The sequence below is a fragment of the Microbacterium sp. p3-SID336 genome (assembly GCF_025143365.1).
Taxonomy (GTDB): domain Bacteria; phylum Actinomycetota; class Actinomycetes; order Actinomycetales; family Microbacteriaceae; genus Microbacterium.
This window is the reverse complement of sequence record NZ_JALXPE010000055.1, coordinates 1-25,487: the sequence shown is the minus strand read 5'-3', so window position 1 is coordinate 25,487 and position 25,487 is coordinate 1. Positions and strand designations below refer to the sequence as shown.

26 protein-coding genes, 1 tRNA gene and 1 pseudogene are annotated in these 25,487 nt (G+C 69.8%); 15 read left to right on the top strand and 13 right to left on the bottom strand.

The features are described from left to right. On the bottom strand, positions 1–419 hold a 419-nt coding region (locus M3C17_RS14985; protein WP_259978716.1), incomplete at its 3' end, for a DUF3027 domain-containing protein. After that, positions 403–783 carry a cold-shock protein gene (locus tag M3C17_RS14980; protein ID WP_025105533.1) on the bottom strand — a complete coding sequence of 127 codons (381 nt, stop codon included), beginning with the start codon at positions 781–783 and terminating at the stop codon, positions 403–405. The genes M3C17_RS14985 and M3C17_RS14980, both read right to left, overlap by 17 nt. A 116-nt stretch (positions 784–899) precedes the next feature. Between M3C17_RS14980 and M3C17_RS14975 the strand changes: the two genes are divergently transcribed. Genes M3C17_RS14975 through M3C17_RS14965 form a run of 3 tightly spaced genes read left to right on the top strand, consistent with a single transcriptional unit; the run spans position 900 to position 4,579 of the window. After that, positions 900–1,175 (top strand): multidrug ABC transporter ATPase, encoded by a 276-nt coding sequence (locus tag M3C17_RS14975; protein ID WP_259978715.1) that lies wholly within the window; start codon positions 900–902, stop codon positions 1,173–1,175. Positions 1,176–1,185: 10 nt separating this feature from the next. Beyond that, the gene (locus M3C17_RS14970) at positions 1,186–2,895 is read left to right on the top strand and encodes a helicase-associated domain-containing protein (RefSeq protein WP_259978714.1); all 1,710 of its coding nucleotides are present in this window, start codon (positions 1,186–1,188) and stop codon (positions 2,893–2,895) included. Between the two features lie 37 nt (positions 2,896–2,932). Next, positions 2,933–4,579 (top strand): DNA repair helicase XPB, encoded by a 1,647-nt coding sequence (locus tag M3C17_RS14965; protein WP_259978713.1) that lies wholly within the window; start codon positions 2,933–2,935, stop codon positions 4,577–4,579. Positions 4,580–4,592: 13 nt separating this feature from the next. On the opposite strand, the gene M3C17_RS14960 is transcribed toward M3C17_RS14965, so the two are convergent. Then, positions 4,593–5,621: a CPBP family intramembrane glutamic endopeptidase gene (locus tag M3C17_RS14960; RefSeq protein WP_259978712.1), complete on the bottom strand. Its 1,029-nt coding sequence runs from the start codon at positions 5,619–5,621 to the stop codon at positions 4,593–4,595. A 118-nt stretch (positions 5,622–5,739) separates the two neighbouring features. Between M3C17_RS14960 and M3C17_RS14955 the strand changes: the two genes are divergently transcribed. From M3C17_RS14955 to M3C17_RS14945, 3 genes are all read left to right on the top strand, one after another. Continuing rightward, the gene (locus M3C17_RS14955; RefSeq protein ID WP_211543253.1) at positions 5,740–6,432 is read left to right on the top strand and encodes a response regulator transcription factor; all 693 of its coding nucleotides are present in this window, start codon (positions 5,740–5,742) and stop codon (positions 6,430–6,432) included. Between the two features lie 58 nt (positions 6,433–6,490). After that, entirely contained in the window at positions 6,491–8,179 is a 1,689-nt protein-coding gene (locus M3C17_RS14950; RefSeq protein ID WP_259978711.1) for a cell wall metabolism sensor histidine kinase WalK, read from the top strand. Between the two features lie 259 nt (positions 8,180–8,438). Then, positions 8,439–8,726, top strand: a complete 288-nt coding sequence (locus M3C17_RS14945) for a WXG100 family type VII secretion target (protein ID WP_259978710.1) — start codon at positions 8,439–8,441, stop codon at positions 8,724–8,726. Positions 8,727–8,785: 59 nt separating this feature from the next. Here M3C17_RS14945 and groL read toward each other — a convergent pair whose 3' ends face one another. The 4 genes from groL to M3C17_RS14925 form a co-directional block, all read right to left on the bottom strand. Beyond that, positions 8,786–10,405, bottom strand: coding sequence for a chaperonin GroEL (groL, locus tag M3C17_RS14940; RefSeq protein WP_259978709.1), 1,620 nt, complete (start codon positions 10,403–10,405; stop codon positions 8,786–8,788). Positions 10,406–10,528: 123 nt separating this feature from the next. Next, the gene (locus tag M3C17_RS14935; protein WP_259978708.1) at positions 10,529–11,023 is read right to left on the bottom strand and encodes a LytR C-terminal domain-containing protein; all 495 of its coding nucleotides are present in this window, start codon (positions 11,021–11,023) and stop codon (positions 10,529–10,531) included. 157 nt (positions 11,024–11,180) lie between these two features. Beyond that, the gene (locus M3C17_RS14930) at positions 11,181–11,438 is read right to left on the bottom strand and encodes a DUF3263 domain-containing protein (protein WP_259978707.1); all 258 of its coding nucleotides are present in this window, start codon (positions 11,436–11,438) and stop codon (positions 11,181–11,183) included. Positions 11,439–11,447: 9 nt separating this feature from the next. Next, positions 11,448–12,440, bottom strand: coding sequence for a DUF2332 domain-containing protein (locus tag M3C17_RS14925; RefSeq protein WP_259978706.1), 993 nt, complete (start codon positions 12,438–12,440; stop codon positions 11,448–11,450). Positions 12,441–12,514: 74 nt separating this feature from the next. Here M3C17_RS14925 and msrB point away from each other — a divergent pair, with 74 nt between their 5' ends. Next, entirely contained in the window at positions 12,515–12,919 is a 405-nt protein-coding gene (msrB, locus tag M3C17_RS14920; protein WP_259978705.1) for a peptide-methionine (R)-S-oxide reductase MsrB, read from the top strand. Then, a pseudogene (locus M3C17_RS14915) lies at positions 12,916–13,449 on the top strand (nitroreductase family protein); the annotation flags it as partial. The gene msrB and the pseudogene M3C17_RS14915, both read left to right, overlap by 4 nt. A gap of 175 nt (positions 13,450–13,624) precedes the next feature. Here the strand turns inward: M3C17_RS14915 and M3C17_RS14910 are convergent. Beyond that, positions 13,625–14,566 carry a DMT family transporter gene (locus M3C17_RS14910; RefSeq protein ID WP_259978704.1) on the bottom strand — a complete coding sequence of 314 codons (942 nt, stop codon included), beginning with the start codon at positions 14,564–14,566 and terminating at the stop codon, positions 13,625–13,627. Between the two features lie 150 nt (positions 14,567–14,716). On the opposite strand from M3C17_RS14910, the gene M3C17_RS14905 reads away from it, so the two are divergent. Genes M3C17_RS14905 through M3C17_RS14890 form a run of 4 tightly spaced genes read left to right on the top strand, consistent with a single transcriptional unit; the run spans position 14,717 to position 18,413 of the window. Further along, positions 14,717–15,628 carry an ABC transporter ATP-binding protein gene (locus M3C17_RS14905; RefSeq protein ID WP_259978703.1) on the top strand — a complete coding sequence of 304 codons (912 nt, stop codon included), beginning with the start codon at positions 14,717–14,719 and terminating at the stop codon, positions 15,626–15,628. Then, positions 15,625–16,437 (top strand): ABC transporter permease, encoded by an 813-nt coding sequence (locus tag M3C17_RS14900; protein WP_259978702.1) that lies wholly within the window; start codon positions 15,625–15,627, stop codon positions 16,435–16,437. Before M3C17_RS14905 ends, M3C17_RS14900 begins: the two co-directional genes overlap by 4 nt. A 9-nt stretch (positions 16,438–16,446) precedes the next feature. Next, positions 16,447–17,736, top strand: a complete 1,290-nt coding sequence (locus M3C17_RS14895; protein WP_259978701.1) for a sensor histidine kinase — start codon at positions 16,447–16,449, stop codon at positions 17,734–17,736. After that, complete coding sequence (locus M3C17_RS14890) at positions 17,733–18,413, top strand: response regulator transcription factor (protein ID WP_259978700.1); 681 nt, start codon at positions 17,733–17,735, stop codon at positions 18,411–18,413. Before M3C17_RS14895 ends, M3C17_RS14890 begins: the two co-directional genes overlap by 4 nt. Positions 18,414–18,420: 7 nt before the next feature. Here the strand turns inward: M3C17_RS14890 and M3C17_RS14885 are convergent, their stop codons facing one another. The 3 genes from M3C17_RS14885 to M3C17_RS14875 form a co-directional block, all read right to left on the bottom strand. Further along, positions 18,421–19,374, bottom strand: a complete 954-nt coding sequence (locus tag M3C17_RS14885; protein ID WP_259978699.1) for an aldo/keto reductase — start codon at positions 19,372–19,374, stop codon at positions 18,421–18,423. A gap of 65 nt (positions 19,375–19,439) precedes the next feature. After that, a complete protein-coding gene (ppk2, locus tag M3C17_RS14880; RefSeq protein ID WP_311198448.1) occupies positions 19,440–20,243 on the bottom strand; it encodes a polyphosphate kinase 2 in 804 nt (267 codons plus the stop codon). A 351-nt stretch (positions 20,244–20,594) separates the two neighbouring features. Further along, positions 20,595–20,670 (bottom strand) — tRNA-Thr (locus M3C17_RS14875). 36 nt (positions 20,671–20,706) lie between these two features. Between M3C17_RS14875 and M3C17_RS14870 the strand changes: the two genes are divergently transcribed. After that, positions 20,707–20,880, top strand: a complete 174-nt coding sequence (locus M3C17_RS14870) for a hypothetical protein (protein ID WP_259978698.1) — start codon at positions 20,707–20,709, stop codon at positions 20,878–20,880. Between the two features lie 189 nt (positions 20,881–21,069). Here M3C17_RS14870 and M3C17_RS14865 read toward each other — a convergent pair whose 3' ends face one another. Beyond that, complete coding sequence (locus M3C17_RS14865) at positions 21,070–22,422, bottom strand: DUF1254 domain-containing protein (protein ID WP_259978697.1); 1,353 nt, start codon at positions 22,420–22,422, stop codon at positions 21,070–21,072. Between the two features lie 434 nt (positions 22,423–22,856). On the opposite strand from M3C17_RS14865, the gene M3C17_RS14860 reads away from it, so the two are divergent. Next, a complete protein-coding gene (locus M3C17_RS14860; protein WP_259978696.1) occupies positions 22,857–23,150 on the top strand; it encodes a hypothetical protein in 294 nt (97 codons plus the stop codon). Positions 23,151–23,202: 52 nt separating this feature from the next. Here M3C17_RS14860 and M3C17_RS14855 read toward each other — a convergent pair whose 3' ends face one another. Next, entirely contained in the window at positions 23,203–24,153 is a 951-nt protein-coding gene (locus M3C17_RS14855; RefSeq protein ID WP_259978695.1) for a thioredoxin domain-containing protein, read from the bottom strand. A 228-nt stretch (positions 24,154–24,381) separates the two neighbouring features. Between M3C17_RS14855 and M3C17_RS14850 the strand changes: the two genes are divergently transcribed. After that, positions 24,382–25,485, top strand: coding sequence for an ABC transporter ATP-binding protein (locus M3C17_RS14850; protein WP_259978694.1), 1,104 nt, complete (start codon positions 24,382–24,384; stop codon positions 25,483–25,485). The last annotated feature ends 2 nt before the right edge of the window (positions 25,486–25,487 follow it).

The following is a 25,487-nucleotide window of genomic DNA, read 5'->3' as shown; positions in this document are numbered from 1 at the left end:
TCTTCGTCCGCGAGCTCACTGTCCGCGAGAGGCTCTTCGCCGTTCTCGGCGGCGCCAGCGCCGCCCTCCGCGTCCGCGGCTGCAGCCTCGGCCAGCTCGGCCTGGTGCGCCCGGTACTCCGCCAGCCGTTCGGCCCACGGCACCCACTCGGGGGCGAGCAGCGCCCCGTCGCCGGGGAGGAGCTCCGCCTCCAGCACCGTGGCCTCCTCGTCGTCGACACGCGCGACCGTGACCGTCCAGTACCAGCCGGGATAGCCGGCCAGGCGGTTCTCGAACCGCAGGGAGACCGCCCCGTCGTCCTCCGCGATGTAGCCCGCAGCCGGACCGATCGTGGAGGCCGGCGTGATCTCGCGCAAGGCGGCGAGCGCGAGGTCGTGAGCCTCGACGAGGCGAGCGTCGGGCTCAGGCTTCGAGGTCATCGGCGACCTTGCGCAGAACAGCGGCGATCTTGCGACCATGGCTGGAGGAGGGGTAGCGGCCGCGACGCAGATCGCCGCCGATGCCGTCGAGGAGCTTCACGAGATCCTCGATGATGATCGCCATGTCGTCGGCCGGCTTGCGCTTGGCCTTCGCCAGGCTGGGCGGTGCCTCCAGCACACGCACGGACAGCGCCTGCAGCCCGCGCTTGCCGTCGGCCACGCCGAACTCCACGCGCGCACCCGCCTTCACCGCCGTGCCGGCCGGCATCGCGGAAGCATGCAGGAAGACATCCTGGCCGTCATCGCTGGCGATGAAGCCGAATCCCTTGTCTTCGTCGTAGAACCTGACCTTGCCGGTGGGCATGGGTGAACCTCGCTGGATCGAATGCAGAACAGAACGCGCGCACGTGCGCGCGACACCAGCCTACCCGGCAGGAGCCGAACGGAACCGTCCGCCGTCGTGCGAGTAGGCTGGAGCGGATGAGCACGCAGAACACCGGACCGGAGGTCCCCATCCGCCGGATCGACCGCATCCTGGCGTTCACGGCACTCGGCATCGCCGCGGCCTCCGTGGTGTGCTTCTTCGCGATCATCATCGGCACCGCGTCCGGCATGGATCAGGCCGCGTTCGGCGAGGGCGTCTGGCCCGTGATCGCGGCCATCCCGTACTGGGGACTCCCCCTCGCCTTCGTCTTGATCATCGTGCTCCTGGTCATGAGCTTCATCCGGAAGGGCCGCGCGGGATCGCGTCCGTGAGGCACCGCCCATGAGCACGCACGCGCGACCGCTGGCCGACCGCCTGGCCGGTGCGAGCGATGCCGAGCTGAGTGCCCTGTTCGCCGCGCGGAGCGTGCGACCCGACGCCGGCTGGCAGGACTTCTTCGACGCCGCCGAGGCCCTGCTCGAACCGGCCTCCGTGGCGAAGGCCCTTCCGGCACTCACCGCAGCGGAAGCGGCCGCGCTCGTGGATGCCGTGGCGGGCACGGAGCCAGGCGACGGGCGCGAGCACCTCACCGCACTCGCACTGCTCCGGCCCGACGGCACCCCGCAGCCCCCGGTCGACTCCCTCATCGCCGATCGCCCACGCCCCGCCCTCATCGACGATGAGCCGCCGCACCCGTCGTCCGAAGCAACAGCCGCGCACGCCGCCGAGCGCGCGTTCACCACGGTCGCCGTCCTCGCCGATCTGCTGCTGATCGCGCGGGAACGGCCGTTCGGGCTCCTGCTCGGGGGCGGGCTGAACGCCGGAGAGAAGCGACAGCTCGCCGAGTCCGGGCTCTCCGCCGAGGTCGCCGACCAGCTCGCCGGGCTCGCCGTCCGCGCGCAGCTCGCCGCTCCCGTCGATCGGACGCTGCGCACGACGGCCAGGGCGGAGCACTGGCTCCGCTCTTCCGCCGCCGAGCGGTGGGCCCAGCTGGCCACGGCCTTCCGCGCGTCGCTGCCACGCGGGGTCCGCACAGCGGCCGGGGGCTGGATCCCCGTCGCACAATGGCCGCTCGCGCACCCCTGGGATCCGGCCTGGCCGGTGGCGGCGCAGGAGCTCGCGGAGACGGTGCGGCTGCTCGGCCTGTCCGCCGACGACGGCTCAGAGCCGCCCTGGGCGCTCCCGCTTCGCGAGGGGGAGCCCGCGGACACCTCCGCGCTCGTCGCCCTGCTGCCGACGGAAGTCGACCGCATCTTCCTGCAGAACGACCTCACCGCGATCGCCCCCGGCCCCCTGCAGCCTGCGCTCGACGTGCGACTGCGCACGATGGCCGCCCGGGAGTCCGCCGCCCAGGCCTCGTCCTACCGCTTCACCGCCGAATCCGTCGCGCACGCGTTCGCCGCCGGCGAGGACGAGCAGTCGATCCTGCAGTTCCTCGGCACGATCTCCCTCACCGGCATCCCGCAGCCCCTCGGCTACCTGGTGGCGCAGACCGCACAGCGCCACGGCCTCATCCGGGTCTCGGTCGACGACGAGACGGGGCGCACCCGCATCGAGAGCTCCGACCCGCACCTGATCGAGGCCCTGGGAGTGGATCAGACGCTGCGCCCGCTCGGTCTGACGGCGCATGTCGGATCGCTCACCACACGGGTCGGCCAGGACACGGTCTACTGGGCATTGACCGATGCACGGTACCCCGCCAGCCTTGTCGGCGCAGACGGGGAGATCCTCGTCCGCTCCCGCCACTCCGCGGTCCCGGTGCCGGACGCCCCGGACCACCACGCCGACTACGCGCCCCTCATCGCACGGCTCCGCGAGCGGCAGGGGCCGGATGCCGACGCCGCGTGGCTCGACCGCGAGCTGGAGGCGGCCGTGCGCGCCAAGGCCGTGCTGCGCGTGACGGTGGGGATGCCGGACGGCTCGACCCGCGACCTGCTGCTGGAGGCGACGGGCATCGGCGGGGGCCGGCTCCGCGGACTGGACAGGGCGGCGGACGTCGAACGCACGCTGCCGGTGTCAAGCATCCGCGCCGCCACCGTCGTGACCCCGTGAGGCCTCGGCCTCCGCACGGCCGGTAGACTGGTCAGCTATGTCTGATGGCCCCCTGATCGTCCAGAGCGACCGCACCGTGCTGCTCGAGGTCGCGCATGCCGATGCCGAGAGCGCGCGTCACGAGCTGGCGATCTTCGCCGAACTCGAGCGCGCACCGGAGCACATCCACACCTACCGCATCACGCGGCTCGGTCTGTGGAACGCCCGCGCGGCCGGGCACACGGCCGACGACATGCTGGAGACGCTCGACCGCTGGTCGCGCTTCCCCGTCCCGCCGTCTGTCGCGGTCGATCTGCGCGAGACGGTCAACCGCTACGGGCGCCTGGTGATCGAGCGCGACGATGAAGGACTGCTGATCCTGCGGTCGACGGACCCTGCGGTGCTGGCCCAGGTCGCCAACAACAAGCGCATCCAGCCGCTGCTGATCGGACACCCCTCGCCGGAGACCTTCGTCGTGGACGCATGGGCGCGCGGGCAGATCAAGCAGGAGCTGCTGAAGATCGGCTGGCCTGCGGAGGACCTGGCCGGCTACACGCCGGGCACCCCGCACGAGATCGAGCTCGCCGAGGACGGCTGGCACATCCGGCCGTACCAGCAGGACGCTGTCGACGCCTTCGCGAAGGACGGCTCCGGTGTGGTCGTACTGCCGTGCGGTGCCGGCAAGACGATCGTCGGCGCGGGCGCGATGGCTGCGACCAAGACCACGACGCTGATCCTGGTCACCAACACGGTGTCGGCTCGGCAGTGGCGCGATGAGCTGCTCAAGCGCACCAGCCTCACGCCGGAGGAGATCGGCGAGTACTCCGGCCAGTCCAAAGAGGTCAAGCCGGTCACCATCGCGACGTACCAGATCCTCACCGCCAAGCGGAAGGGAGAGTACGCCCACCTGGCGCTCCTCGACGCTCTGGACTGGGGTCTCATCGTGTACGACGAGGTGCACCTGCTCCCCGCACCCGTGTTCAAGCTCACCGCCGACCTGCAGGCTCGGCGCCGGATCGGCCTCACCGCGACCCTGGTGCGAGAAGACGGCCGCGAGGGCGACGTGTTCAGCCTGATCGGCCCGAAGCGCTTCGACGCCCCGTGGAAGCAGATCGAGGCGCAGGGTTTCATCTCCCCCGCCGTCTGCTACGAGGTGCGTGTCGACCTTCCGCCGAGCGACCGCCTGGAGTACGCGGCGGCGACCGACGACGAGCGCTACCGGCTCGCCGCCTCCGCCCCGGCGAAGATCGACGCGGTCCGCGAGCTCATCGCCAAGCACGAGGGCGAGCAGATCCTGGTGATCGGCCAGTACCTCGATCAGCTCGACAGCCTGTCCGAGGCGCTGAACGCCCCGCAGATCACCGGTTCGACGCCCGTGGAGGAACGCGAGGAACTCTACCGCGCGTTCCGCGAGGGCGACATCTCGCTGCTGGTGGTCTCCAAGGTCGCGAACTTCTCGATCGATCTCCCTGAGGCCTCGGTCGCGATCCAGGTGTCCGGCTCGTTCGGCTCGCGACAGGAGGAGGCCCAGCGGCTCGGGCGCCTGCTGCGGCCCAAGCAGTCGGGTCACACCGCGAGCTTCTACACGCTGGTCGCCCGGGACACCATCGACCAGGACTACGCGCAGAACCGACAGCGTTTCCTCGCCGAGCAGGGGTACAGCTACACCATCATGGACGCCGACGCGATCGCGGCAGCCGCCTGAGAACGACCGCCGCTCAGCCGTGGAGCTGAGGCGACAGGTGATGTGTCCCGCTCAGCGCCACAGCCGTCGCGGTCCGTGCCACGCCGCGACGGCGCGCCCAGCGGTCCGCGAGGACAGCGAACACGACCATCGCGAGCGCGGAGAGGACCAGGTCGACGGGCGCCCCTGAGGTGGCGTTGGCATCGACCACCGCGACCGAGCCGAGCAGGAAGATCAGCAGGTTGTTCACGATGTGCAGGGCGATGGCCGCCTCCAGCCCGCCCGTGCGCCAGGTCAGCCAGGCGGCGACGACGGCGAACAGTCCGACGCTCGCGGCGCCCCACACGTCGTAGCCGTGACCGAGGACGAACAGCGGCACCGGAAGCAGGATCGCGAACGCGGGGTGACGGAGCCAGGCGCCGACGAGCTGCATCAGGTAGCCGCGGAACACGTACTCCTCCGCGGCCGCCTGTAGCGGGATCAGCGTGATCACGAGGATCAGCATCAGCAGGAGTCCGGGGTGTGAGAAATCCGGGATCACCGGCTCCCCCTGCGCGGCGGACCAGCCGAGCACCACGGCGAAGTACACCGCGAAGACCGCGAACGCCAGGCCGAGACTGCGCCAGAGCCACCCCATCCGCAGCCGCCCGGTCACGGACGAGAGCAGACCGACCCCGCGGCCCTCGACCACGCGCGACGCCAGGAGCAGCGCCGGGATCATGAGGATCAGCGGCAGCACGAGGGCGAGGAAGAGCCACGGCCGGTCGAGCTGGAAGAACGCGGTCGCCTGGAACAGCTGCTGCAGCTCGGCTCCCCAGCCGGGGACGACGACCGACACGACCATGAGCGGCACGATCACCAGCACCAGGATCACGACGTAGAAGCCGATGCCGACGAGTCCCGTCAGGAGCGGCTTCCACCACCGGTGGTGCGGGCGCAGGTGCGCGAGGCGGTGGTACTCCGTCGCTCCTCCGGTCGGAGTCGGCGCAGCGACCGGAGCGGGTGCGGCGGCGACAGTCGGGGCGAAGGCGGGGGCGGCGATGTCGTCCTCGGTCGAGCTCATGTCTCGATCCTTCCGCGAACACCTGTGCAGCACATCCACCCCGGGGCGGACCGTCCGAGTCGACGCCGTTCCGCAGGATAATCAGCCCGCGCATGGCCGAAGTCACCATAATGGGGACATGACTGCTGCGCGCATCCTGGTCGTCGACGACGAACCGAACATCCGCGACCTGCTCTCCACGGGTCTGAGCTTCGCCGGGTTCCAGGTCAAGACCGTGGCCAACGGAGCCGCCACGATCTCGGCCGTGCTGGAGGAGGAGCCCGACCTCATCATCCTCGACGTCATGCTGCCCGACATGAACGGGTTCAGCGTGACCAAGCGCCTCCGCGGCGCCGGGTTCACCGCGCCGATCCTCTTCCTGACGGCCAAGGACGGCACGGACGACAAGATCGAGGGCCTCAACGCGGGCGGTGACGACTACGTCACGAAGCCGTTCAGCCTGGATGAGATCGTCGCCCGTGCGCAAGCCATCCTGCGCCGCACGATGCAGGCCGACGAGGAGTCCATCATCCGCGCTGGCGAGCTCTCGATGGACCAGGACACCCACGACGTGCACGTCGGCAAGGAGCCGATCGAGCTGAGTCCGACGGAGTTCAAGCTGCTGCGCTACCTGATGCTCAACCCCAACCGGGTGCTGTCGAAGGCGCAGATCCTCGACCACGTGTGGGAGTACGACTTCAACGGCGATGCCGGGATCGTGGAGAGCTACATCTCCTACCTGCGCCGCAAGATCGACCCGCACACCGAGGAGTCGCTGATCCAGACGAAGCGCGGCTTCGGCTACATGCTCAAGGTCGGCAAGACGGTCTGACGACCCACGCCCCACCGCCGCCGGCGCTCGGCGGAGTCGCCGCAGCAGGGAGGTCCGCATGGCGCACAAGCCGGATGCGGTGACCACCTGGTGGCGGCGCATCAGCCTGCGCGCGAAGGTCACCGGCGTCACGGTCGCCGTGCTCGCTCTCGGTCTGCTCGTGGCCGGGATCGGCACGGTGCCGCTGCTGCGGAACGCGCTGGTCGAGAACATCAACGCGCAGCTCCCCGCGCTGGTCACGAGCAACCTCGTCGAGCGGTACTTCGACACCACCACGATCGACGGGGTCACCACCTACACTCCCCGCGATGAGAAGCCGCGCGACTTCTCGTTCGCCATCTACGACGCGGAGGGAGCGCTCCGGGCGACGGCTCCCAGCGCGTCCGGGCGGGCGCCGTACTTCCCTTCCGAGTACTCGCTGTCGGAGGCGCAGGCGAATGAGGACAAGGTCCTGTCGCTGGAAGGCGAGAACGGCAGCGTGTATCACGCGGCGGTCGCCCTGGTCCAGCAGGAGGGCACTCCGCTCAGCATCCAGATGGTCGCGCTGCCCCTGGCGGAGGCGGACCGCATCATCAGTCAGTACTTCGGCATCTACATCACCATCGCACTGATCACCATCTTCGTCGCAGCACTCCTCACCCGCGGCCTGGTGACGCTGACGTTCCGAAGGCTCGGGCAGGTCGAGCAGACGGCCATGTCGATCGCCGCAGGAGACTTCCGGCAGCGTCTGACAGATCTGGAGCCGACGACCGAGGTCGGGCGCCTGAACGCGGCGATCAACACCATGCTCGACCGCGTCGACCGGTCGCTCGCGCAGCGTGATCGCACGGTGCAGCACATGCGGCGCTTCATCGGCGATGCCAGCCACGAGCTGCGCACGCCCCTCGTCAGTGTTCGCGGCTACGCCGAGCTGTACCGGATGGGCGCGATCCAGGGCGAGGAGGACACCGCCAGGGCCATGGAGCGCATCGAGAAGGAAGCCATCCGCATGGGGGTCCTCGTGGAGGACCTGCTCGCGCTGGCACGACTGGACGAAGAGCGCGAACCACAGATCGTGCCCCTCGATCTGCGCCCGATCGCGCGCGATGCCGCGCTGGATGTGCGCGCCGCGGCTCCGAGCCGCGTGATCTCGGTCATCGATCGCACTCTGGAGAACGTGCCGACCGCCCCCATCCGCACGCCCGTGGTTCCCGTCGAGCCCGCACCGGCTCCGCGGGGCCGACCCCGGGCCACGCTGTCGCGCCTGCGGCGCCGGCCACGTCAGCCGGAGCAGGCACCGGCGATCGACTTCAGCGAGGTGCAGGACATCCCGGTGCGCACGCCGCCGATCGTGCTCGGCGAGGAGAACAAGGTGCGGCAGGTGGTGACGAACCTCCTCGGCAACGCGCGTCGGTTCTCCCCCGAGGACAGCCCGATCGAGATCGTCGTCGACTCCGACCGGGCGGCGGGCACTGCGAGCATCGCGATCGTCGATCACGGAGAAGGAGTGCCGCCGCAGATCCGCGAGCAGATCTTCGAGCGGTTCTGGCGCGCCGACACCTCGCGGGCGCGTGAGACCGGCGGCTCCGGGCTGGGGCTCGCGATCGTGGCGTCGATCCTCAAGGCGTTGAACGGCGACATCGCGGTGTCGGAGAGCCCCGGCGGCGGTGCGACGTTCACCGTGACCCTTCCGCTCGCACCCGCGCAGGCGACACCTGCCCACCTGCTGGAGGATACGCAGCCGATCGACCCGCTCGACCTGCCGTAGCGCGCCTCCGGCCAGCCCGCGCCTGCTGCCGTACGCGCCTGCTGCCGTACGCGCCTCCTGCCGGCCCGCGCCTCCTGCCGTACGCGCCTCCTGCCGGCCCGCGCCTCCTGCCGCCGCGGTGCCGCCGCGGCGCCGCCGCGTGGTCTGCACGGGCGGAATGTCGGCGCACTTACCCCCAGGGATCAGCCGAGACCCCGCAGCGCGGCCCGCTGCGCTCGCGAGGCGCCTAGCGTCGGAGGCTCCAACAGAAGGAGTTGCCATGACCGTCTTCACCGTCGACACCGACGCCGTCCACGCCGCCCACGCCGCCACCCGAGGAACGATCGAGCGGCTTCGCACGGAATCCTCCACCCTCATGGCGCAGCTGCGCGAGCTGCAATCCACCTGGGTGGGGTCCGCGTCCAACGCCTTCCAGGGCTGCGCCGAGCAGTGGCAGGGTGCGCAGCTCCACGTCGAACAGGTGCTCGACGGCATCGGCACCTCTCTCGGCTCCGTCGCCACCCAGTACGCGGAGGCGGACCAGTATTCGGCGAGCCTGTTCCGCTGACCCCCGGACAGCAGAAAGCCCCCGGCCGGAGCCGGGGGCTTTCTGTCATGCGAGCGGGATCAGAAGTCCATGCCGCCCGAGGGGTCACCCACGGGGGCCGGGGTCTTCTCCGGCTTGTCGGCGACGACGGCCTCCGTCGTCAGGAACAGGCCGGCGATCGACGCGGCGTTCTGCAGCGCGGAACGCGTGACCTTCGCCGGGTCGATGATGCCCTGCGCGAACATGTCCCCGTACTCACCGCTGGCGGCGTTGAGGCCCTGGCCCGCGGGGAGCTCCGAGACCTTGTTCGCCACGACACCCGGCTCGAGACCGGCGTTCAGCGCGATCTGCTTCAGCGGAGCCTCGATCGCGACGCGGACGATGTTCGCACCGGTCGCCTCGTCGCCCTCGAGCGAGAGCGCGTCGAGCGCCTTCGTGCCGGACTGGATGAGTGCGACGCCACCACCGGGGACGATGCCCTCCTCGACGGCCGCCTTCGCGTTGCGCACTGCGTCCTCGATGCGGTGCTTGCGCTCCTTGAGCTCGACCTCGGTCGCGGCACCCGCCTTGATGACGGCAACGCCACCGGCGAGCTTCGCCAGACGCTCCTGCAGCTTCTCACGGTCGTAGTCGCTGTCGGTGTTCTCGATCTCGCGGCGGATCTGCGTGACCCGACCCTCGATCTGGTCAGCCTCGCCGGCACCCTCGACGATCGTGGTCTCGTCCTTGGTGACGATGACCTTGCGCGCGCGGCCCAGGAGGTCGAGCGTCGCGTTCTCGAGCTTGAGGCCCACCTCTTCAGTGATGACCTGGCCACCCGTGAGGATCGCGATGTCCTGCAGCTGCGCCTTGCGGCGGTCGCCGAAGCCGGGAGCCTTGACGGCGACCGACTTGAAGATGCCCTTGAGCTTGTTCAGCACGAGCGTCGCCAGAGCCTCGCCCTCGACGTCCTCGGCGATGATGACGAGCTCCTTGCCGTCCTGGATCACCTTGTCGACGATGGGCAGCAGGTCCTTGATGTTCGAGACCTTCTGGTTCGCGATGAGGATGTACGGGTCCTCGAAGACGGCCTCCTGGCGCTCCGGGTCCGTAACGAAGTACGGGTTCAGGTAGCCCTTGTCGAAGCGCATGCCCTCGGTGAGCTCGAGCTCGGTGCCGAAGGTCTGCGACTCCTCGACCGTGACGACGCCCTCCTTGCCGACCTTGTCGATGGCCTCGGCGATGAGCTCGCCGATCGCGGGGTCGGCGGCCGAGATGGAGGCGGTCGCGGCGATCTGCTCCTTGGAGTCGATCTCCTTCGCCGTGCTCAGCAGCTCCTCGGTGATCGCGGCGACGGCCTTCTCGATGCCGCGCTTGAGCGAGATCGGGTCGGCGCCGGCTGCGACGTTGCGCAGGCCCTCGCGGACCAGAGCCTGGGCGAGCACCGTGGCGGTCGTCGTGCCGTCACCGGCGACGTCGTCGGTCTTCTTCGCGACCTCCTTGACGAGCTCCGCGCCGATCTTCTCGTACGGGTCGTCCAGCTCGATCTCCTTGGCGATGGAGACACCGTCGTTCGTGATCGTGGGGGCGCCCCACTTCTTCTCGAGCACGACGTTGCGACCACGCGGGCCGAGGGTCACCTTGACCGCGTCGGCGAGGATGTTGAGGCCACGCTCGAGGCCGCGGCGGGCCTCCTCATCGAAGGCGATGATCTTTGCCATGAGTTTTGTCGTCCCTCCTGGACGTAGACGGTGGGTTTAGCACTCAGAGTGAGAGAGTGCTAACGCCATTCTGGCACTCGGCACCCCCGAGTGCAAGCCGCGCGTCCGCCCTGTAGAGGGGCGTCAGGGAGCCGGGGTGTCCTCGGGCGTCTCGGGCGCAGAGGCGGAGCGGTCGAGACCGATCACCACCGTGAGCTGCTTGCCCCCGGTGTCGTTCAGGTCGGCGTAGAAGTCGTCCTGGCGGACCTCCGCTCCCCCGATGACCCCGGCGAGTCCGATGGCGGCCAGCTCGTCCTCGTCGTTCACGTAGTACACGGTCGTCGTCGCGAAGTCGTCGCTCGCGCTGTCGCTCGCGAAGACGATGCCGGCGGGCCACCCGGTGTTGATGAGCGTGTCGCGCATCTGGTCGTCGAGACCCTCGTCGGGCGTCGCGTTCAGGATCATCACCGAATAGGTGGGGTCGACGACGCCGGTCTCCTCCGGGGTCGGCGCCGCACTCGGAGCGGCAGCCGGGAAGAGCTCGATGCGCCCCATGACGACGAGCGAGCCGAAGATGCCGGCGATGATCAGCACGAGCGCGGCGACGAACGACCACAGGAGCACGACCCAGCCGTTCATGCCCGGCGCTTCCGCGCGGTGAGCCCCTACGCGTCCGGAGGAACGAGGAACGTCGTCGAATCGGTCACGGGAGGGCTTGGACACCCCTCGATGCTAGCGGCACCACCCTGGCAATCCGTTCCGCGGCACGACGGCGTGGAGGCGGCACGCCGGGATGTCAGCCGACGAACCCCGGAGTGCGCGCTGCGCGCCGTGCCCCGCGCGTGTCACGCAGCCGTCGGAGGCGTCGCACCAGCATCGGGTCGTGCGCCAGGGCGGCCTCGGTCTCGATCAGCCGGCCCAGCAGCTGGTAGTAGCGCGCGGCGCTCATCCCGAGTGTGTTGCGGATGACCTCCTCCTTCATCCCGCCGTGCCGCGGCCAGGCGGCTTCGAGGGAGAGGATCGCGCGATCGCGCTCCGTGAGGGCTTCGGACATGGCTCCAGGTTAGGACGGCTCCGGCCGATCCCCCGTGCGCCACTCCCACCATCGGCCGAGCGGATCCGCCGCCGCGCGCACCCGTCCGTCGAGGGCCACGACGAAGCCCGGCCAGGTGGCGGCCTCGACCGGAGGCGCCCAGCCGTCCAGCAGCCCCGGCGGGTCGATCGTCACCCAGCGAGCGGGAAGCGACCTGATGCGCGCGACCAGAGCCGAGCGTGCCGCCCGAGGGATGTGCACGAGCACTCCCGGGGTCGTGATCACGAGGGTCGCATCGGCGGGCGCCCGCGCCGCGAGCTCCTCCACGCGCTCCCCGGCATCGCCCGCCACCAGCAGCGGAGGATCCGCCGCCGCGATGTCGAGCGCGGCCTCCACCCGACGCTCCCGCCCCGCCTCTCCGGGCCACACGAGGCCGCGCAGCCACCGACGGTCCGCGTCATCGGCGGCGTCGAGCGGTGCCAGGTCGATGCCCGCTCTCCACACCACCCGCGGCATCCGCAGCGCCGGGAGCTCGCCCGTCACGCGGCTGTGGAGCACCACCGCGGATGGGCCGTCCTCCGGGTCGAGCGCACGCCGCACGCGGCCGTCCTCGCCCGTGTACCGGTAGGAGTAGCGGTCGGGGTAGAGGCAGAGCCCGGCGGAGGCCCCGAGTTCGAGGAGCGCGAGAGGTCCGTCGATCTCGCTGAGCACGGGAAGCAGCGCGGCGAGCCGGAGCGGCTCATTGGTCTGCAGCGACCGCGCTGCGCACTCGGCGACGACCGCCTCCGCATTCGTCAGCACGAACGACCGGAACTCACGGTACCCGGCGAGCGGGGCGCCGAGAAGCCGTGCGACCGCGAACACGAGGGGCGGCTGCCGATGCGTCTCCGGCACGCGCCGCAGCACGGCACGCAGCTCCTCGTCGTCCGCGACGCCCGTCGCCCACTCGGCGTACAGAGCGCTGCGCCCCGGGGCCTCATCGCGCGCGAACCGCGCATAGCGCTCCTGCACGGGGTCGGTCATGCGTCCACTCTGACACGCAGCGCCGAGACCGCGTGACACCGTGGAGAATGGAGGGAGACCCCCGGGAGGACATCATGTCGTACAGCGTGGACAAGACCGAAGACGAGTGGCGCGATGAACTCGGCGAAGAGCAGTACGCCGTGCTCCGCGAGGCCGCGACCGAACGCGCCTGGACGGGCGAGCTGCTCGACGAGGAGCGTGCCGGCCACTACACCTGCGGCGCGTGCGGCGCCGAGCTGTTCAAGAGCGGCACGAAGTTCGACTCCGGCTGCGGGTGGCCGAGCTTCTACGAGTCCATCCGCCCGGACGCCGTCGAGCTGCTCGAGGACACGAGCCTGGGCATGGTCCGCACCGAGGTCCGCTGCGCGACCTGCGGCTCGCACCTCGGCCATGTCTTCCCCGACGGCTTCGGCACGCCGACCGGAGACCGCTACTGCATGAACTCGATCGCACTGAACTTCACGCCCGAAGAGTCGTGAGCGCCCTCGACGCCGTGCGCGCACGGCAGTCCTGGTCGAAGGTGGGAGACACCGCACCCTCGCGCGAGGACCTGCTGCCCCTCGTCGCCGCGGCTGGTCGCGTGGCCGACCACTCCTCGCTCCGGCCATGGCGGCTGCTGGAACTGCGCGGAGCCGACCGAGAGCGCCTGGGAACAGCGATCGCTGAGGCGCAGGGCGACGACACCCCTTCCTCGAAGCCGTTGCGGGCACCGCTGCTGATCGCCGTGGTCGCGAGCTATCGCCCGAGCGAGAAGGTCCCGCGCTGGGAGCAGGAAGCGGTGGCCTCGGGTGTCGCGCACGTGCTGAGCCTCCTGCTCGACGAGGCCGGATGGGGTGTCATCTGGCGCACGGGCCACTACACGCGCTCGCGCCCGGTGGCGACGATGCACGGACTCGGCGAGGACGAGGAGCTGCTCGGCTGGCTCTACGTCGGCGCGAAGCCTGAAGGGAAGAGGCCGGGTCGCCGCAAATCCGTCGACGCCCGCCGACTGCTGACACGGCCGCCGTCGCCGCTCCCGGGAGGTTCTCTCGCCGCGACTCCGGACGCCGGCCCGACGGAGGCCGGGAAGAAGCGCGACGGGAAGATCAGCGTCGCGAAGCGCGAGAAGAAGAAGAGCAAGAAGAAGGACAAGCGCGACAAGAAGAAGGACAAGAAGGAGCGGGGCTCGAAGAAGACCTAGTCGCTCAGCGTCGGCGGCGGCGCGGCACCGCGACCAGCACCGAGGCCACCGCCACCAGCACCATGGCGACGACCTGCCACAGTGCGGGCCCGGCCTCCGTGGGCCACAGCAGGTCGATCACGACCGAGGTCACGAGCTGGCCGAGCACCGAGCCGAGGCCCATCAGCAGCACCCCCGTGTGCGCCACGATGAACGCGCCGAGCAGGATGTACGCGGCGCCGAGGAACCCGCCGACGTACAGCCACGGCTCCGCCGGCAGCGGGTCGGGCGCGCCGGTGAGGGCGATGCTCGCCGTCGCGGCGAGGGCGAGCACCACTGTGCCCGTGATGAAGCTCATGAGCGTCGCCGCGATGGGCGACTCCACCCGCTGCGCGAGTCGGCCGTTGGTCGCGGCCTGCCACGCGATGCCGACACCGGCCGCGAACGGCAGCAGCAGCATCCACAGCGGAGCGGAGGCCAGGACGTCCCCCGAGAGGGAGATGGCCACCGCGGCGAGCGCGAGCGCGCCACCCAGCACCCGCCCGGGCGTCACGGCCACGACACCGGCGGGCCCGAAGCCGATGCGGTCCAGCACGAGTCCGTGCAGCGTCTGCCCGGCGACGACGCCGACGCTGAACAGCGATACTCCGAGCACGCCGGCGGTCAGCCCCTGGGTGGACACCGTGAGCGCCCCGCATGCGCCGCCGAGCAGCATCCAGAACGGGATCGTACGCCCGCGAACGCCCGCCCACAGTCGCGCGGCGCCGCGACGGGCGGACGGGAGCAGCGAGATCACCGCAGCGAGGGCGACGAGTCCGACGGAGAAGGACACGAAGCCCGCGACGATGCCGTTGTCCACGCGTACGCCCAACACTCCGTTGATGCGGGCCTGGATCGCGGTCATCACGCCGATCGCGACCGCCCCGCCGAGGGCGAGGGGCGCGGAGAGCCGGCGGGTGTCTGTCACCTGTCGACACTATCGGAGCGTGCACCGCGTCTCGTTCCGCGCCGCCGCATGCGTCGAGCCGTCCGCCTCCACCGCGGGGTGGAGGCACTGCCGGCGAATGTATACCGGAGGAGGACGCACGCGCCGACCCGCTCTCCGTAACGTGGAGGCATGATCACAGCAGAAGGCCTCACGAAGAGGTTCGGAGACAAGACGGCCGTCGACGACGTGTCCTTCACGGTGCAGCCGGGGAGTGTGACCGGCTTCCTCGGGCCCAACGGGGCCGGCAAGTCCACCACGATGCGCATGATCGTCGGGCTGGACCGTCCGACCTCGGGTCGTGCCGCGGTGGCGGGGCGCGAGTACCGCAAGCTCCGTGCGCCGCTCACCGAGGTGGGCGTCCTGCTCGACGCGAAGGCCGTGCACACGGGCCGAACGGCGCGCAACCATCTGCGGGCCATGGCGGCGACGCACGGCATCCCCTCCTCCCGTGTGGATGAGGTCATCGACCTCGCGGGCATCGGATCGGTCGCCCGTAAGCGCGCGGGCAAGTTCTCGCTCGGCATGGGGCAGCGTCTCGGGATCGCGTCCGCGCTCCTGGGCGATCCGCACACCCTGATCCTGGACGAGCCGGTCAACGGTCTCGACCCGGAGGGCGTGCGCTGGGTCCGGCAGTTCGTGCGTCACGCGGCATCGGAGGGTCGGACGGTGCTGCTGTCCAGTCACCTCATGAGCGAGATGGCGCAGACCGCCGACCACGTGATCGTGATGGGGCGCGGCCGGGTCCTCGCGGACGCCCCGCTGGCCGACCTGGTCCGCTCGTGGACGACGACCACCGTCCGGGTTCGCACCCCTCGGCCCACCGACCTGGCCGCTGCCGTCGCCGGCTCCGACGTGGAGATCGTCAGCTCCGCTCCCGACGTGCTGGAGGTCGTCGGCCTGCCTGCCGCTCGCATCGGCGACCTCGCCGCGGAGCGTGGCATCCCGCTGCACGAGCTCACCCCCGCCACCGGCTCGCTCGAGGACGCGTATCTCGCGCTCACCGGCGACGCCGTCGAGTACCGCACGAAGGAGCTGTCATGACCGCTCAGGCACCGGTCGTCACGACCCCCCGCGTCGACACCGGTCGACGCCTCACGTTCGTCCGCGCCGTGCGCAGCGAGTGGATCAAGCTGTCCACCCTGCGATCCACGTGGTGGTCCATCGCGATCGCGGCCGTCCTCACGATCGGTATCGCGGTGCTCATCGCGCAGGCCGTCGACATGCCGGGGTTCGAGCCGATCCAGGCGGTCGTGATGCCGATCCAGTTCACCATGCTGCTCGCCGGCATCATCGGCGCGATCGCGGTGACCGGCGAGTACTCCACCGGGATGATCCGCTCGACCCTCACGGCCGATCCGATCCGCGGCTCGGTGCTGCTGGCGAAGTCCGTCGTCCTGGCGCTGTTCCTGTTCGTGTCGTCGCTCGCGATCTTCGGTGTCGCGGCACTCGCCGTCTCGCTCGTCGTCGCCCCGAGGGATCAGTCCATCGAGTGGGCCGACCCCTCGGCGTCGCTGCTGCCGATCGTCGTCGCGTCGCTCTCGATGGCCGTGTTCGCGCTGATCGGCGTCGCCTTCGGCTTCATCCTGCGCTCAGGCGCGGGGGCGATCGCCGCGACGGTCGGCCTGCTGTTCGTGCTCCCGGTCGTGGCCAACTTCTTCACGCTCGCCGGGGAAGCATGGGCGTGGGTGGTCGATGCCTCGGCGTACCTTCCTGTCGCCGCGGCCCAGAACGTCATCGTGCCCGGCGACGGCTCTGCGCTGGACGAGCCCGTCGCCTACCTGACGCTGGGCTGCTGGGTGGTCGGCGGACTGCTGGCCGCTTGGGCCGTGCTGCGCACGCGCGACGCGTAGAGTCGGCCCGTGAGCAGAACGCGAAGCCGCAGCGACTCGATCCGGGAGGACGAGGAGCTGCGGCTTCCGCGTCCTCCCGGGGTGCTCCGGCGGTTCTGGGCGCGGCATCCCGTGGTGGCCGACGTGATGCTCACCATCCTGTGCATCCTGCTCTCGCTCACCCCCGCCGCTCGCCTGGATCCCTCGCTGCCCGAGCCGTTCGCGTTCCTGCTGTCCGTGCTGGGACCGACCGCCGTGGTCCTCGCCTGCGCCACGCTGCTCTGGCGGCGCCGCGTGCCGCTGCTCCCCGCGGTCACGGCGTATGCGCTGGAGATGCTGTTCCTGTTCTCCGTCTTCCCCGGCGGCAGTCCGCTCCTGCTGGTGGCCGCATACTCCCTTGCGGTCTACAGCTCGTCCCGACTGGCATGGATCACGTATGCCGGCGGCCTGACCGTGCTCTTCGCGGTCGGCGCGCTGCTGTGGGGAACCGGAGCCATCACGCTGCAGTCGGGGAGCAACGCGGTACTCGCCGCGGTCGTGCTCGGTCTGATCGGCACGCTCATCGGCGTCAACGTGGGCAACCGCAAGCGGTACCTCGATGCCGTGATCGCGCGGTCCCGTCAGCTGCTGGTCGAGCGCGATCAGCAGGCGCAGCTCGCCGCGGCGGCCGAGCGTGCGCGCATCGCCAGGGAGATGCACGACATCGTGTCGCACTCGCTCACGGTGATCGTCGCGCTGTCCGAGGGGGCGGCGGCGACGCCGGACCGCGACCAGGCACGCGCGGCGGCATCGACGGCTGCCGATACGGCGCGCAGCGCCCTCACCGAGATGCGCCTGATGCTCGGGGTGCTGCGCGATGACGACGCCCCGCTTCCGCTCGCCCCCGCGCAGCCGGTCGAGCCGAGAGACACCGTGGCAGCGGCCCAGCGAGCGGGGTACCCGGTCACCCTCGCGGTGTCAGGGAGCGCGGACCTGCCTCCGGCGACGGCCCACGCAGTGGGGCGGATCGTGCAGGAGGGCGTCACGAACGCGATGCGTCATGCCCCTGGCGCCACGGCGGTGCGGGTGCGGATCGACCACGGTGCTGACAGCGTTCGCATCGACATCCGCAATGATGGCGTCTCCGGGCAGGTCGGCTCGGAGGGATTCGGCCTCCGCGGGCTGTCCGAGCGCGCGGCTCATGCCCGCGGCACGCTGCAGTCCGGACCGACGGGCCCAGGCAGTTGGCTGCTTCGTGCCGAACTCCCCCTCACCGCGGACGCGTCCGCCCAGCACGCCGCCGCCCTCACCCTGGCCCCCACCCCGGAGGAGCACCCATGACCTCGCAGATCCGCGTCCTCCTCGTGGACGACCAGGAGCTGATCCGCCTCGGCTTCCGCATGGTGCTGGAGTCGGAGCCGGACATCGTGGTGGTCGGCGAAGCCAGGGACGGGAACGCGGCGATCGCGCAGAGCACGGCCCTCGCCCCCGACCTCGTGCTGATGGACATCCGCATGCCCGAGCTGGACGGCATCGCGGCGACGGCGGCGATCGTCCGCGCCCACCCGGAGACCCGGGTGCTGGTGCTCACGACGTTCGACCTCGACGAGTACGCGTTCGGGGCGATCCGCGCCGGCGCCAGTGGCTTCCTCCTGAAGGACGCCCAGCGGCACGAGATGCTCTCGGCCGTCCGGGCCGTGCACCGCGGCGATGCGGCGCTGTCCCCCCGCATCACGCGCCTGCTGCTGCAGCACGTGGGTCCCGGGCTCGACGCGGCGACCCCATCACCCGCCCCCGACGACGCCGACCGAGCGCGCTACGAGACCCTGACGGACCGCGAGCGCGAAGTGTTCCTCGCCATCGGGCGCGGGCTGACCAATGCGGAGATCGCACAGACCCTCTGGGTGGGTGAATCGACCGTGAAGACGCACGTCGGGCGGGTGCTCGCGAAGCTCGATGCCCGCGACCGCATCCACGCGGTGATCCTCGCGCATCGCCTCGGTCTGGTGGGAGGCTGAGGCTCGATCAGGCGCGCGCGGGTGTCCACGCCGACACCTCATCGAGGCGCAGCACCTCGTCGGTCGACAGTTCGAGTCGTGCACCGGCGAGGAGGTCCGGCACCTGAGCGGCGACCCGGGCGCTCGCGATGGGCGCGACCACGGTCGGCTGCGCCCGGAGCCAGGCCAGCGCGGTGGCGGCGACGGAGGCTCCGTGTGCGTCGCCGACCTCCTGCAGCGTGTCGATGATCCGGAGGCCGTGGGGCGTGGCGTACTTGGCGGCGCCGGACGCCCGCGGCGAATCGACGGACGCCGCATCCGTCGAGCGGTACTTCCCGGTGAGGAACCCGCTCGCGAGGGCGTAGTAGGGCACGAGGCCGAGGTCGAACTCCTCGGCGACGGGGATGATGGTGTCCTCGACCGTGTTGCGGTGCACGAGGTTGTAGTGCGGCTGGACGGCGACGGGGAGCGCGACGCCGAGGCGGCGCGCGATGTCGATCCACTCGCGGATCCGGTCTGCCGAGTAGTTCGATACGGCGATATGGCGCACGAGTCCGTCGGCGACCAGCTGGCCGAAGGCGGCGACCGTCTCCTCCAGCGGAACGGTCTCATCGTCGAAGTGGGCGTAGTACAGGTCGATCTCGTCGACGCCGAGGCGGGACAGCGACGCCTCGGCCGCACGGCGCACCGTGCCGGCGGACAGTCCGCGGAACTCCGGGTGCTGACTGACCTTGGTCGCGACCACGAAGCCGCTCGGCTTGCGCGACGCGAGCCACTCGCCGATGATCGTCTCGCTCTCCCCGCCGTGGTTTCCGTCGACCCACGCGCTGTAGGAGTCGGCGGTGTCGATGAAGTCGCCGCCGCCCTCCGCGAAGGCGTCCAGCACCGCGAACGAGGCGTCACGGTCGGCCGTCCAGCCGAACACGTTGCCGCCGAGGGCGAGGGGGAACACGTCGAGGTCACTGCTGCCGATGCGGGTCATGCTGAGGACAACCGTGCGCCGCGGCCCCGGCATTCCCGGATGACGCCAGGTTTCGCCTCCGGCGCTCAGGCCGCCGTCTCGCCCTCGTCGTAGATCTGCGAGGGACGCCCGACGAGTCGGCTGTCCGGGGCGTGGGCGATCATCGTGTCCTTGCCCTCGTACTCGAACCGCGAGAGCACGTAGCGGATCGCCTCGAGCCGCGCGCGCTTCTTGTCGTTCGAGCGGATCACCATCCACGGCGTCGTCGGGGTGTCGGTGTGGAAGAACATCGCCTCCTTCGCCGTCGTGTAGTCGGCCCAGCGGTCCATGCTGGCGACGTCGGTCGGGCTCAGCTTCCACTGCTTGACGGGGTCGTCGCGACGACGCTCGAACCGGCGACGCTGCTCGGCCTCCCCCACCGAGAACCACAGCTTGATGAGCCGGATGCCCGAACCCACGAGCATGCGTTCGAACTCGGGCGCGGTGCGCAGGAACTCCTGGTACTCCTCGTCCGTGCAGTACCCCATCACACGCTCGACGCCCGCCCGGTTGTACCAGGAACGGTCCATGAGCACCATCTCCCCGCCGGAGGGCAGATGCGCGACGTAGCGCTGGAAGTACCATTGGGTGCGCTCGGCGTCGGTGGGCTTGTCGAGTGCGACCACCCGTGCTCCGCGCGGGTTGAGGTGCTCCATGAACCGCTTGGTCGCGCCGCCCTTGCCCGCGGCGTCGCGACCTTCGAAGAGGATGAGCACGCGCTCCGCCGTGTACTTGACGTGAGCCTGAAGCTTGAGCAACTCGATCTGCAGCAGACGCTTCTCGGTCTCGTACTCGCCACGCGAGAGCTTCTCGGTGTAGGGATAGCCGTGCTGCCACTCCGGTGCGTCCATCGTCGGCCTCTCTCCCCGACAGAGCCGCGCGCAGGACGCGCGACCGGGCGAGAAAAGCGCAGGTGGCCGGGGCGGGGTGCCGGCCACCTGCACAGAAGTAACATAACACCTTCCAACGTGTTACGCGAATCGGGATTCGCTCCGCGCGCCGTGGCCCAGTGGCGCCCGCCGTCGCACCCACCCTGGCGCGCGACGCGGGAGGACACCGCACACCGCGACCTGGCAGGGCAAGGCTCGCCCGGCGAGGACACGGCGAGGCTGGGCACGCCGTGTGCACCGCACGCGCAGCACGGCGGACAGCCCATCCCGGGCCGGCGGTTCGCCCCGGCGACGGGGCACTTGAAGGCTGTGTGGAGCCGACTACGGGACTCGAACCCGTAACCCCCGTATTACAAGTACGGTGCGCTACCAATTGCGCCAAGTCGGCGAACCGCGGAACTCCGCGGATCTAGCAAGAACGTGCATGACCGAGTCTAGAGCGTCTGCCGCCTTGCCCCCGCCGACCGTCTTCGAGATGTCGGTGTTCATCGCCGGCGACGGGTTCGCGCGCCCCAGGTACTCCGCGATTTCACGCGCCGACAGCCCCGCCTGGTCGAGCGCCGTGGCGACGACCTTCCTGAAGCTGTGGAACGTGTAGGCAGGCAGCCCCGGCCGCTCCCGTGTCACCTGCCACTCCCCGACGTGTTGCGGCGATCACGACGCTTAACCATTGCCGGTTGCTCATGCGGTGGTCGTCGCCTGATTCGATGTGGTCGGTGTCGCTGCCCCCAGCCTGTGCACTTGCGAGAGTGTGTGGTGGCTTCGCATCGCCCGTGTTTTGACGCTCTCAGGTCAGGGTGATGTCCCCGAGCTTCCAGGACCGATCGAAGTAGGCCTCGAGGGGGCCGTAGAAGCGAAAGTAGCTGAACCAGTGTCGACCGGGAATCGTCTGCACCCAGTTGGTCTCCCGGGACGGCGGGGGCGTCGGGCCGAAGTGCAGGTCGACCGAACCGTCGTGGTTCACCTGGAGCTCAGGGTCTCGGGATCCGCGGTCGCCGCGCTGCTGCTCATTGTCGATCAGGCAGCGGGTGTTCGCGTCGTAGACCGTCGCTGACCAGAACAGCCTGGCTGGTACGTCTGCGGGAACATGCAGATGGTAATCGCGTGCCCCGTCGAGCCAGTCGCCGGCGGCATCGGTGTATGAGCCGAGATAGGCCTGTCCGACGCCGGGAGTGGTGCTCTTCATCGCCTCGGAGAAGCTGACGGCTTCGTAGAACCACGAGGCGCGCTCGAGGAGTTCGTCGTACCCGTTCCCGCGCTGCGCGGAGTTGTCGAGAACGATGGCCTGCTCCCAGACGCGGTCCGGCCAATATGGGCCCTGTTCGAACCGCTTCGCGAAGGTGTTCGCCTGGGCAATGAGTTCGCCTGCGGCCGCTCCTCGCTCGAGGATGCCAGTGAGACGTTCGTCGGGCTCGAATGGCGCGCCCTTTCGAATGCCGAGCTGCCTAAGCATGGCGAGATAGAAACGGTCGCGCTCGTCAATGATCTCGCTCTGATAGATGCTGTGCAGCATGCGCCAGTACTCGAGGCCCCGAGGCTGATCCCCGCTCCAGGCACGCCCGTTGGGCGACACGACCCGGGTGGGATTGGGGTTCTCACGATCGCGGAAGGGGTAGATGCGGACCGCTCGAACCAGCGCATCGGACTTCTCCGGATCCGGGTCGAGAGTCCGAAAGCCGAACATGATGTTCACCCCGGACGACTCGAGCACGCGATAGTCCTCGCCAGCCTCGCCAGGCGGTTCCGAGCCCGGGGCGATGATCAGGTACTTACCGCCCTCGCCGCGGTCCGGCCCCATCTCACCCATCGCGCCGACCTCGCGCTGCCAGAAGTCGGAGACGCCGCCTGCTGTGGGACCCGGCGGCAGCTCGACCACGAGCGGCCCGGTCTCGGACAGATCGAAGAAGTTCAGAATATAGGGGGTGGTGGCATTGGCAGTGATGAGGCCGAGTCGGTCCCGGTAGCTCAGATACCGGACGAGGTCGCTGCTGGTCGCACCGAAGACGTTGTAGTGCTGCGACTTCCATTGCGCATAGGAGACGATCGGCAGAGCCCACAGATAGGCCTGACAGGCGAACTGGAAATCTAGTTCGTCGAAGATTGCAGGGATTGATGCGCGCGAGGGCAGTTCCCCGTCCATGCGCACATTGGCCAGGCTCGACTCACTCACAATGGCCCCTCCATTCCGACGCGAATGTCTCCATCATGTTCGAGTCGAGGGACGATTGAAAGACTTGGCCTGAACAGGTTTGCTAGCGTGTGGCGGCGAGCACGCAGCGTGCCTGCGTTCGGGATGAGGCGAGAACCAGGCCGGTCACCGTGCTCGGCGCGACCCCGGTCGTGTCGATGACGGTGGTCGCTTCTTTGAGCCATGGCAGGGCCGCGTCGTAATCCGGTCGGCGCAGGTGCCTCCGCTCAGCTCCATCCGCCTCTTGTTCGTCGTCGTCGATCCGTCGCGCGTGCTCTGCTGCGAGTAACGTCCGGTCGGCTCGGCTGTTTCCGTTGCACGTGACGATCGAAGTAGGCGACCGCTCTCAGATGGTGGAGGGTCGCGGGGCGGCGTATGGTTCGTGCATGGGAAAGCTGGAGTACAACAGTTCGCGTCCGCCGATCGACGTGGAGGATGAACTCCTAGCGCATCTGAAGATCCTGATCTCCACGAAGCTCCGCCGCCAGGAGAGCTTCATGATGACCTGGCCGTCCGGGAAGAAGCGCCCCGGCCGTCTCTCGGCGTGGATGCACCCGAGCATTCCGCTCGTGATCGAGTTCGACGAGGAGCCTCCGCCGCAGATCGATCCCGTGCGGATGACGCACCTGATGGATCGCCTGAACCAGCGCGGCGAGCTCATCCTCGACGAACTCGACTGATCGCCCCACCAGCCGATCGCTCAGACCGACGGGGGCGGACTCCCGCCCTCGACTACGGCGCGGGCGTCGACGTCGTCGACGGGGTGGGCGTCGGAGTCGTGGACTCGTAATACGCCTCGCTGGCGACCGACATCACGAACGTGGACAACTCCTGGGGGTCGTCCAGCGCGCCGACGTAGGCCTCGCCGTTCACGACGATCATCGGAGCCGCGGTGAGCACCAGGTCGTCCGATCCGGCGAGCGGGCCCTTGAGCGCGCGCGTCGTCGCCTCCTTCGCCCAGCTCACGTAGTCGCCGTCCTGGATGCAGGAGCGCACGACCTTCGCGTTGTCCACGCCGACCGCGCCGGCGAGATTCGCCAGCTCCTGATCGGAGAGGCCGTCGCTGCCCACCTCGGGCTGGTCGTCCAGCAGATCGTGGTTGAACGCATAGAACTGCTCGGGCGAATGCGTGGCGACGCAGGCCGCTGCCGCCGCGGAGCGCAGCGAGTACTTGGTGCCGTTCGAGCTGGCCGTCAGCAGCGCGACCGGGTGATAGCTCACCGTCGCCGCCCCGTCTTCGATCCACTGGGCCAGCAGTCGCGCGTTCGCCCGCTCGAACTTGCCGGCATCGGGCGAGAGGTAGTCGACGTAGACGTGCACGTCCACAGCCTGCGACGCGGAGGGCTCCGGCGTCGGGGAGGCGGTGGTGCCGGCCTCGGAGGGCGCGGGCGTCGGGGTCTCCGGCGTCTCGGCCGACGTCGACATGGAGGTGATGTCGGTGACCACGACGCCGTCCGACTCCATGCCAGACGGGCTCAACTGCGGCTTGGAAACCTGCGACGTGACCGCCATGGTCACGGCCGTGCCGATGGCGCCCACCGCGATCACCGCGACCGCAGCGATGATGATCCGTCGCATGAGACGCGCCCTGGACTGCTGGGCGTGCACCTTCTGTGCCTTCTCCCGCACAGCCTCGCGGGAATTGCGAGGTGCGGGGACGTTCGGCGTTTCGTCGCTCGACATCGTTCCTCTTGAGTCTCAGGGGGTCCGGGTTGGCCCCGACCGCCGGCGAACGGCGATCGCCGCGGAGCGCGGCCGGGTTCGATGCTAGCCAGTGAGGCTGAGAAATACCCAGGTGCGGCCGTTCATGCCATACTGAACCCGACCCGATGGCGGGTCACGGCGGGTCGCTCCGCCGCTTCATTCACTACGGATCGTCCGGCACGTACCTGCCGGTGAAGGAGAAACACCATGGCATCTGTGACTTTCGACGACGCCACCCGCCTGTACCCCGGCGGCACCCGTCCCGCTGTCGACAAGCTCAACCTGGAGGTGGGAGACGGCGAGTTCCTCGTCCTGGTCGGTCCCTCCGGTTGCGGTAAGTCCACCTCCCTGCGCATGCTCGCCGGTCTCGAAGAGGTCAACTCCGGCCGCATCCTCATCGGCGACCGCGACGTCACCGATGTCCCGCCGAAGGACCGCGACATCGCGATGGTCTTCCAGAACTACGCGCTGTACCCGCACATGACGGTCGCCGAGAACATGGGCTTCGCGCTCAAGATCGCGGGCGTCGGCAAGGAGGAGCGCGCCGCCCGCGTGCTCGAGGCCGCCAAGCTCCTCGACCTGGAGCAGTACCTCACCCGCAAGCCGAAGGCCCTCTCCGGCGGTCAGCGTCAGCGCGTCGCCATGGGTCGCGCCATCGTGCGCCAGCCGCAGGTGTTCCTCATGGACGAGCCGCTGTCGAACCTCGACGCCAAGCTCCGCGTGCAGACGCGTACGCAGATCGCTTCGCTGCAGCGCCGTCTCGGCGTCACCACCGTCTACGTCACGCACGACCAGACCGAGGCGCTCACCATGGGTGACCGGATCGCCGTGCTGAAGGACGGTCTGCTGCAGCAGGTCGGCACCCCGCGCGACCTGTACGAGAAGCCGAACAACGTCTTCGTCGCCGGCTTCATCGGCTCCCCCGCCATGAATCTGTTCTCGGCTGACCTCGCGGACGGCGGCGTGCAGTTCGGCACCGAGGTCGTGCCGCTCGACCGCGACACCCTCACCGGCGCCTCCGGCACGCAGATCACGGTCGGCGTGCGTCCCGAGGACATCACCGTGGGCCCGGCCGACGGCAAGGGCCTCTCGGTCGTCGTCGACCTGGTCGAGGAGCTCGGCGCCGACGGCTACCTCTACGGCCACACCGAGATCAACGGCAAGCGCACCGACCTGGTCGCTCGCGTCGACGGCCGCAGCCACCCGAACGCCGGAGAGACGGTCACGCTCGCGGCCAACCCCGGCCACGTGCACGCGTTCGACCTCGAGACGGGCGACCGCCTGAACAAGGCACCGGTCGTCTCCGCCTGATC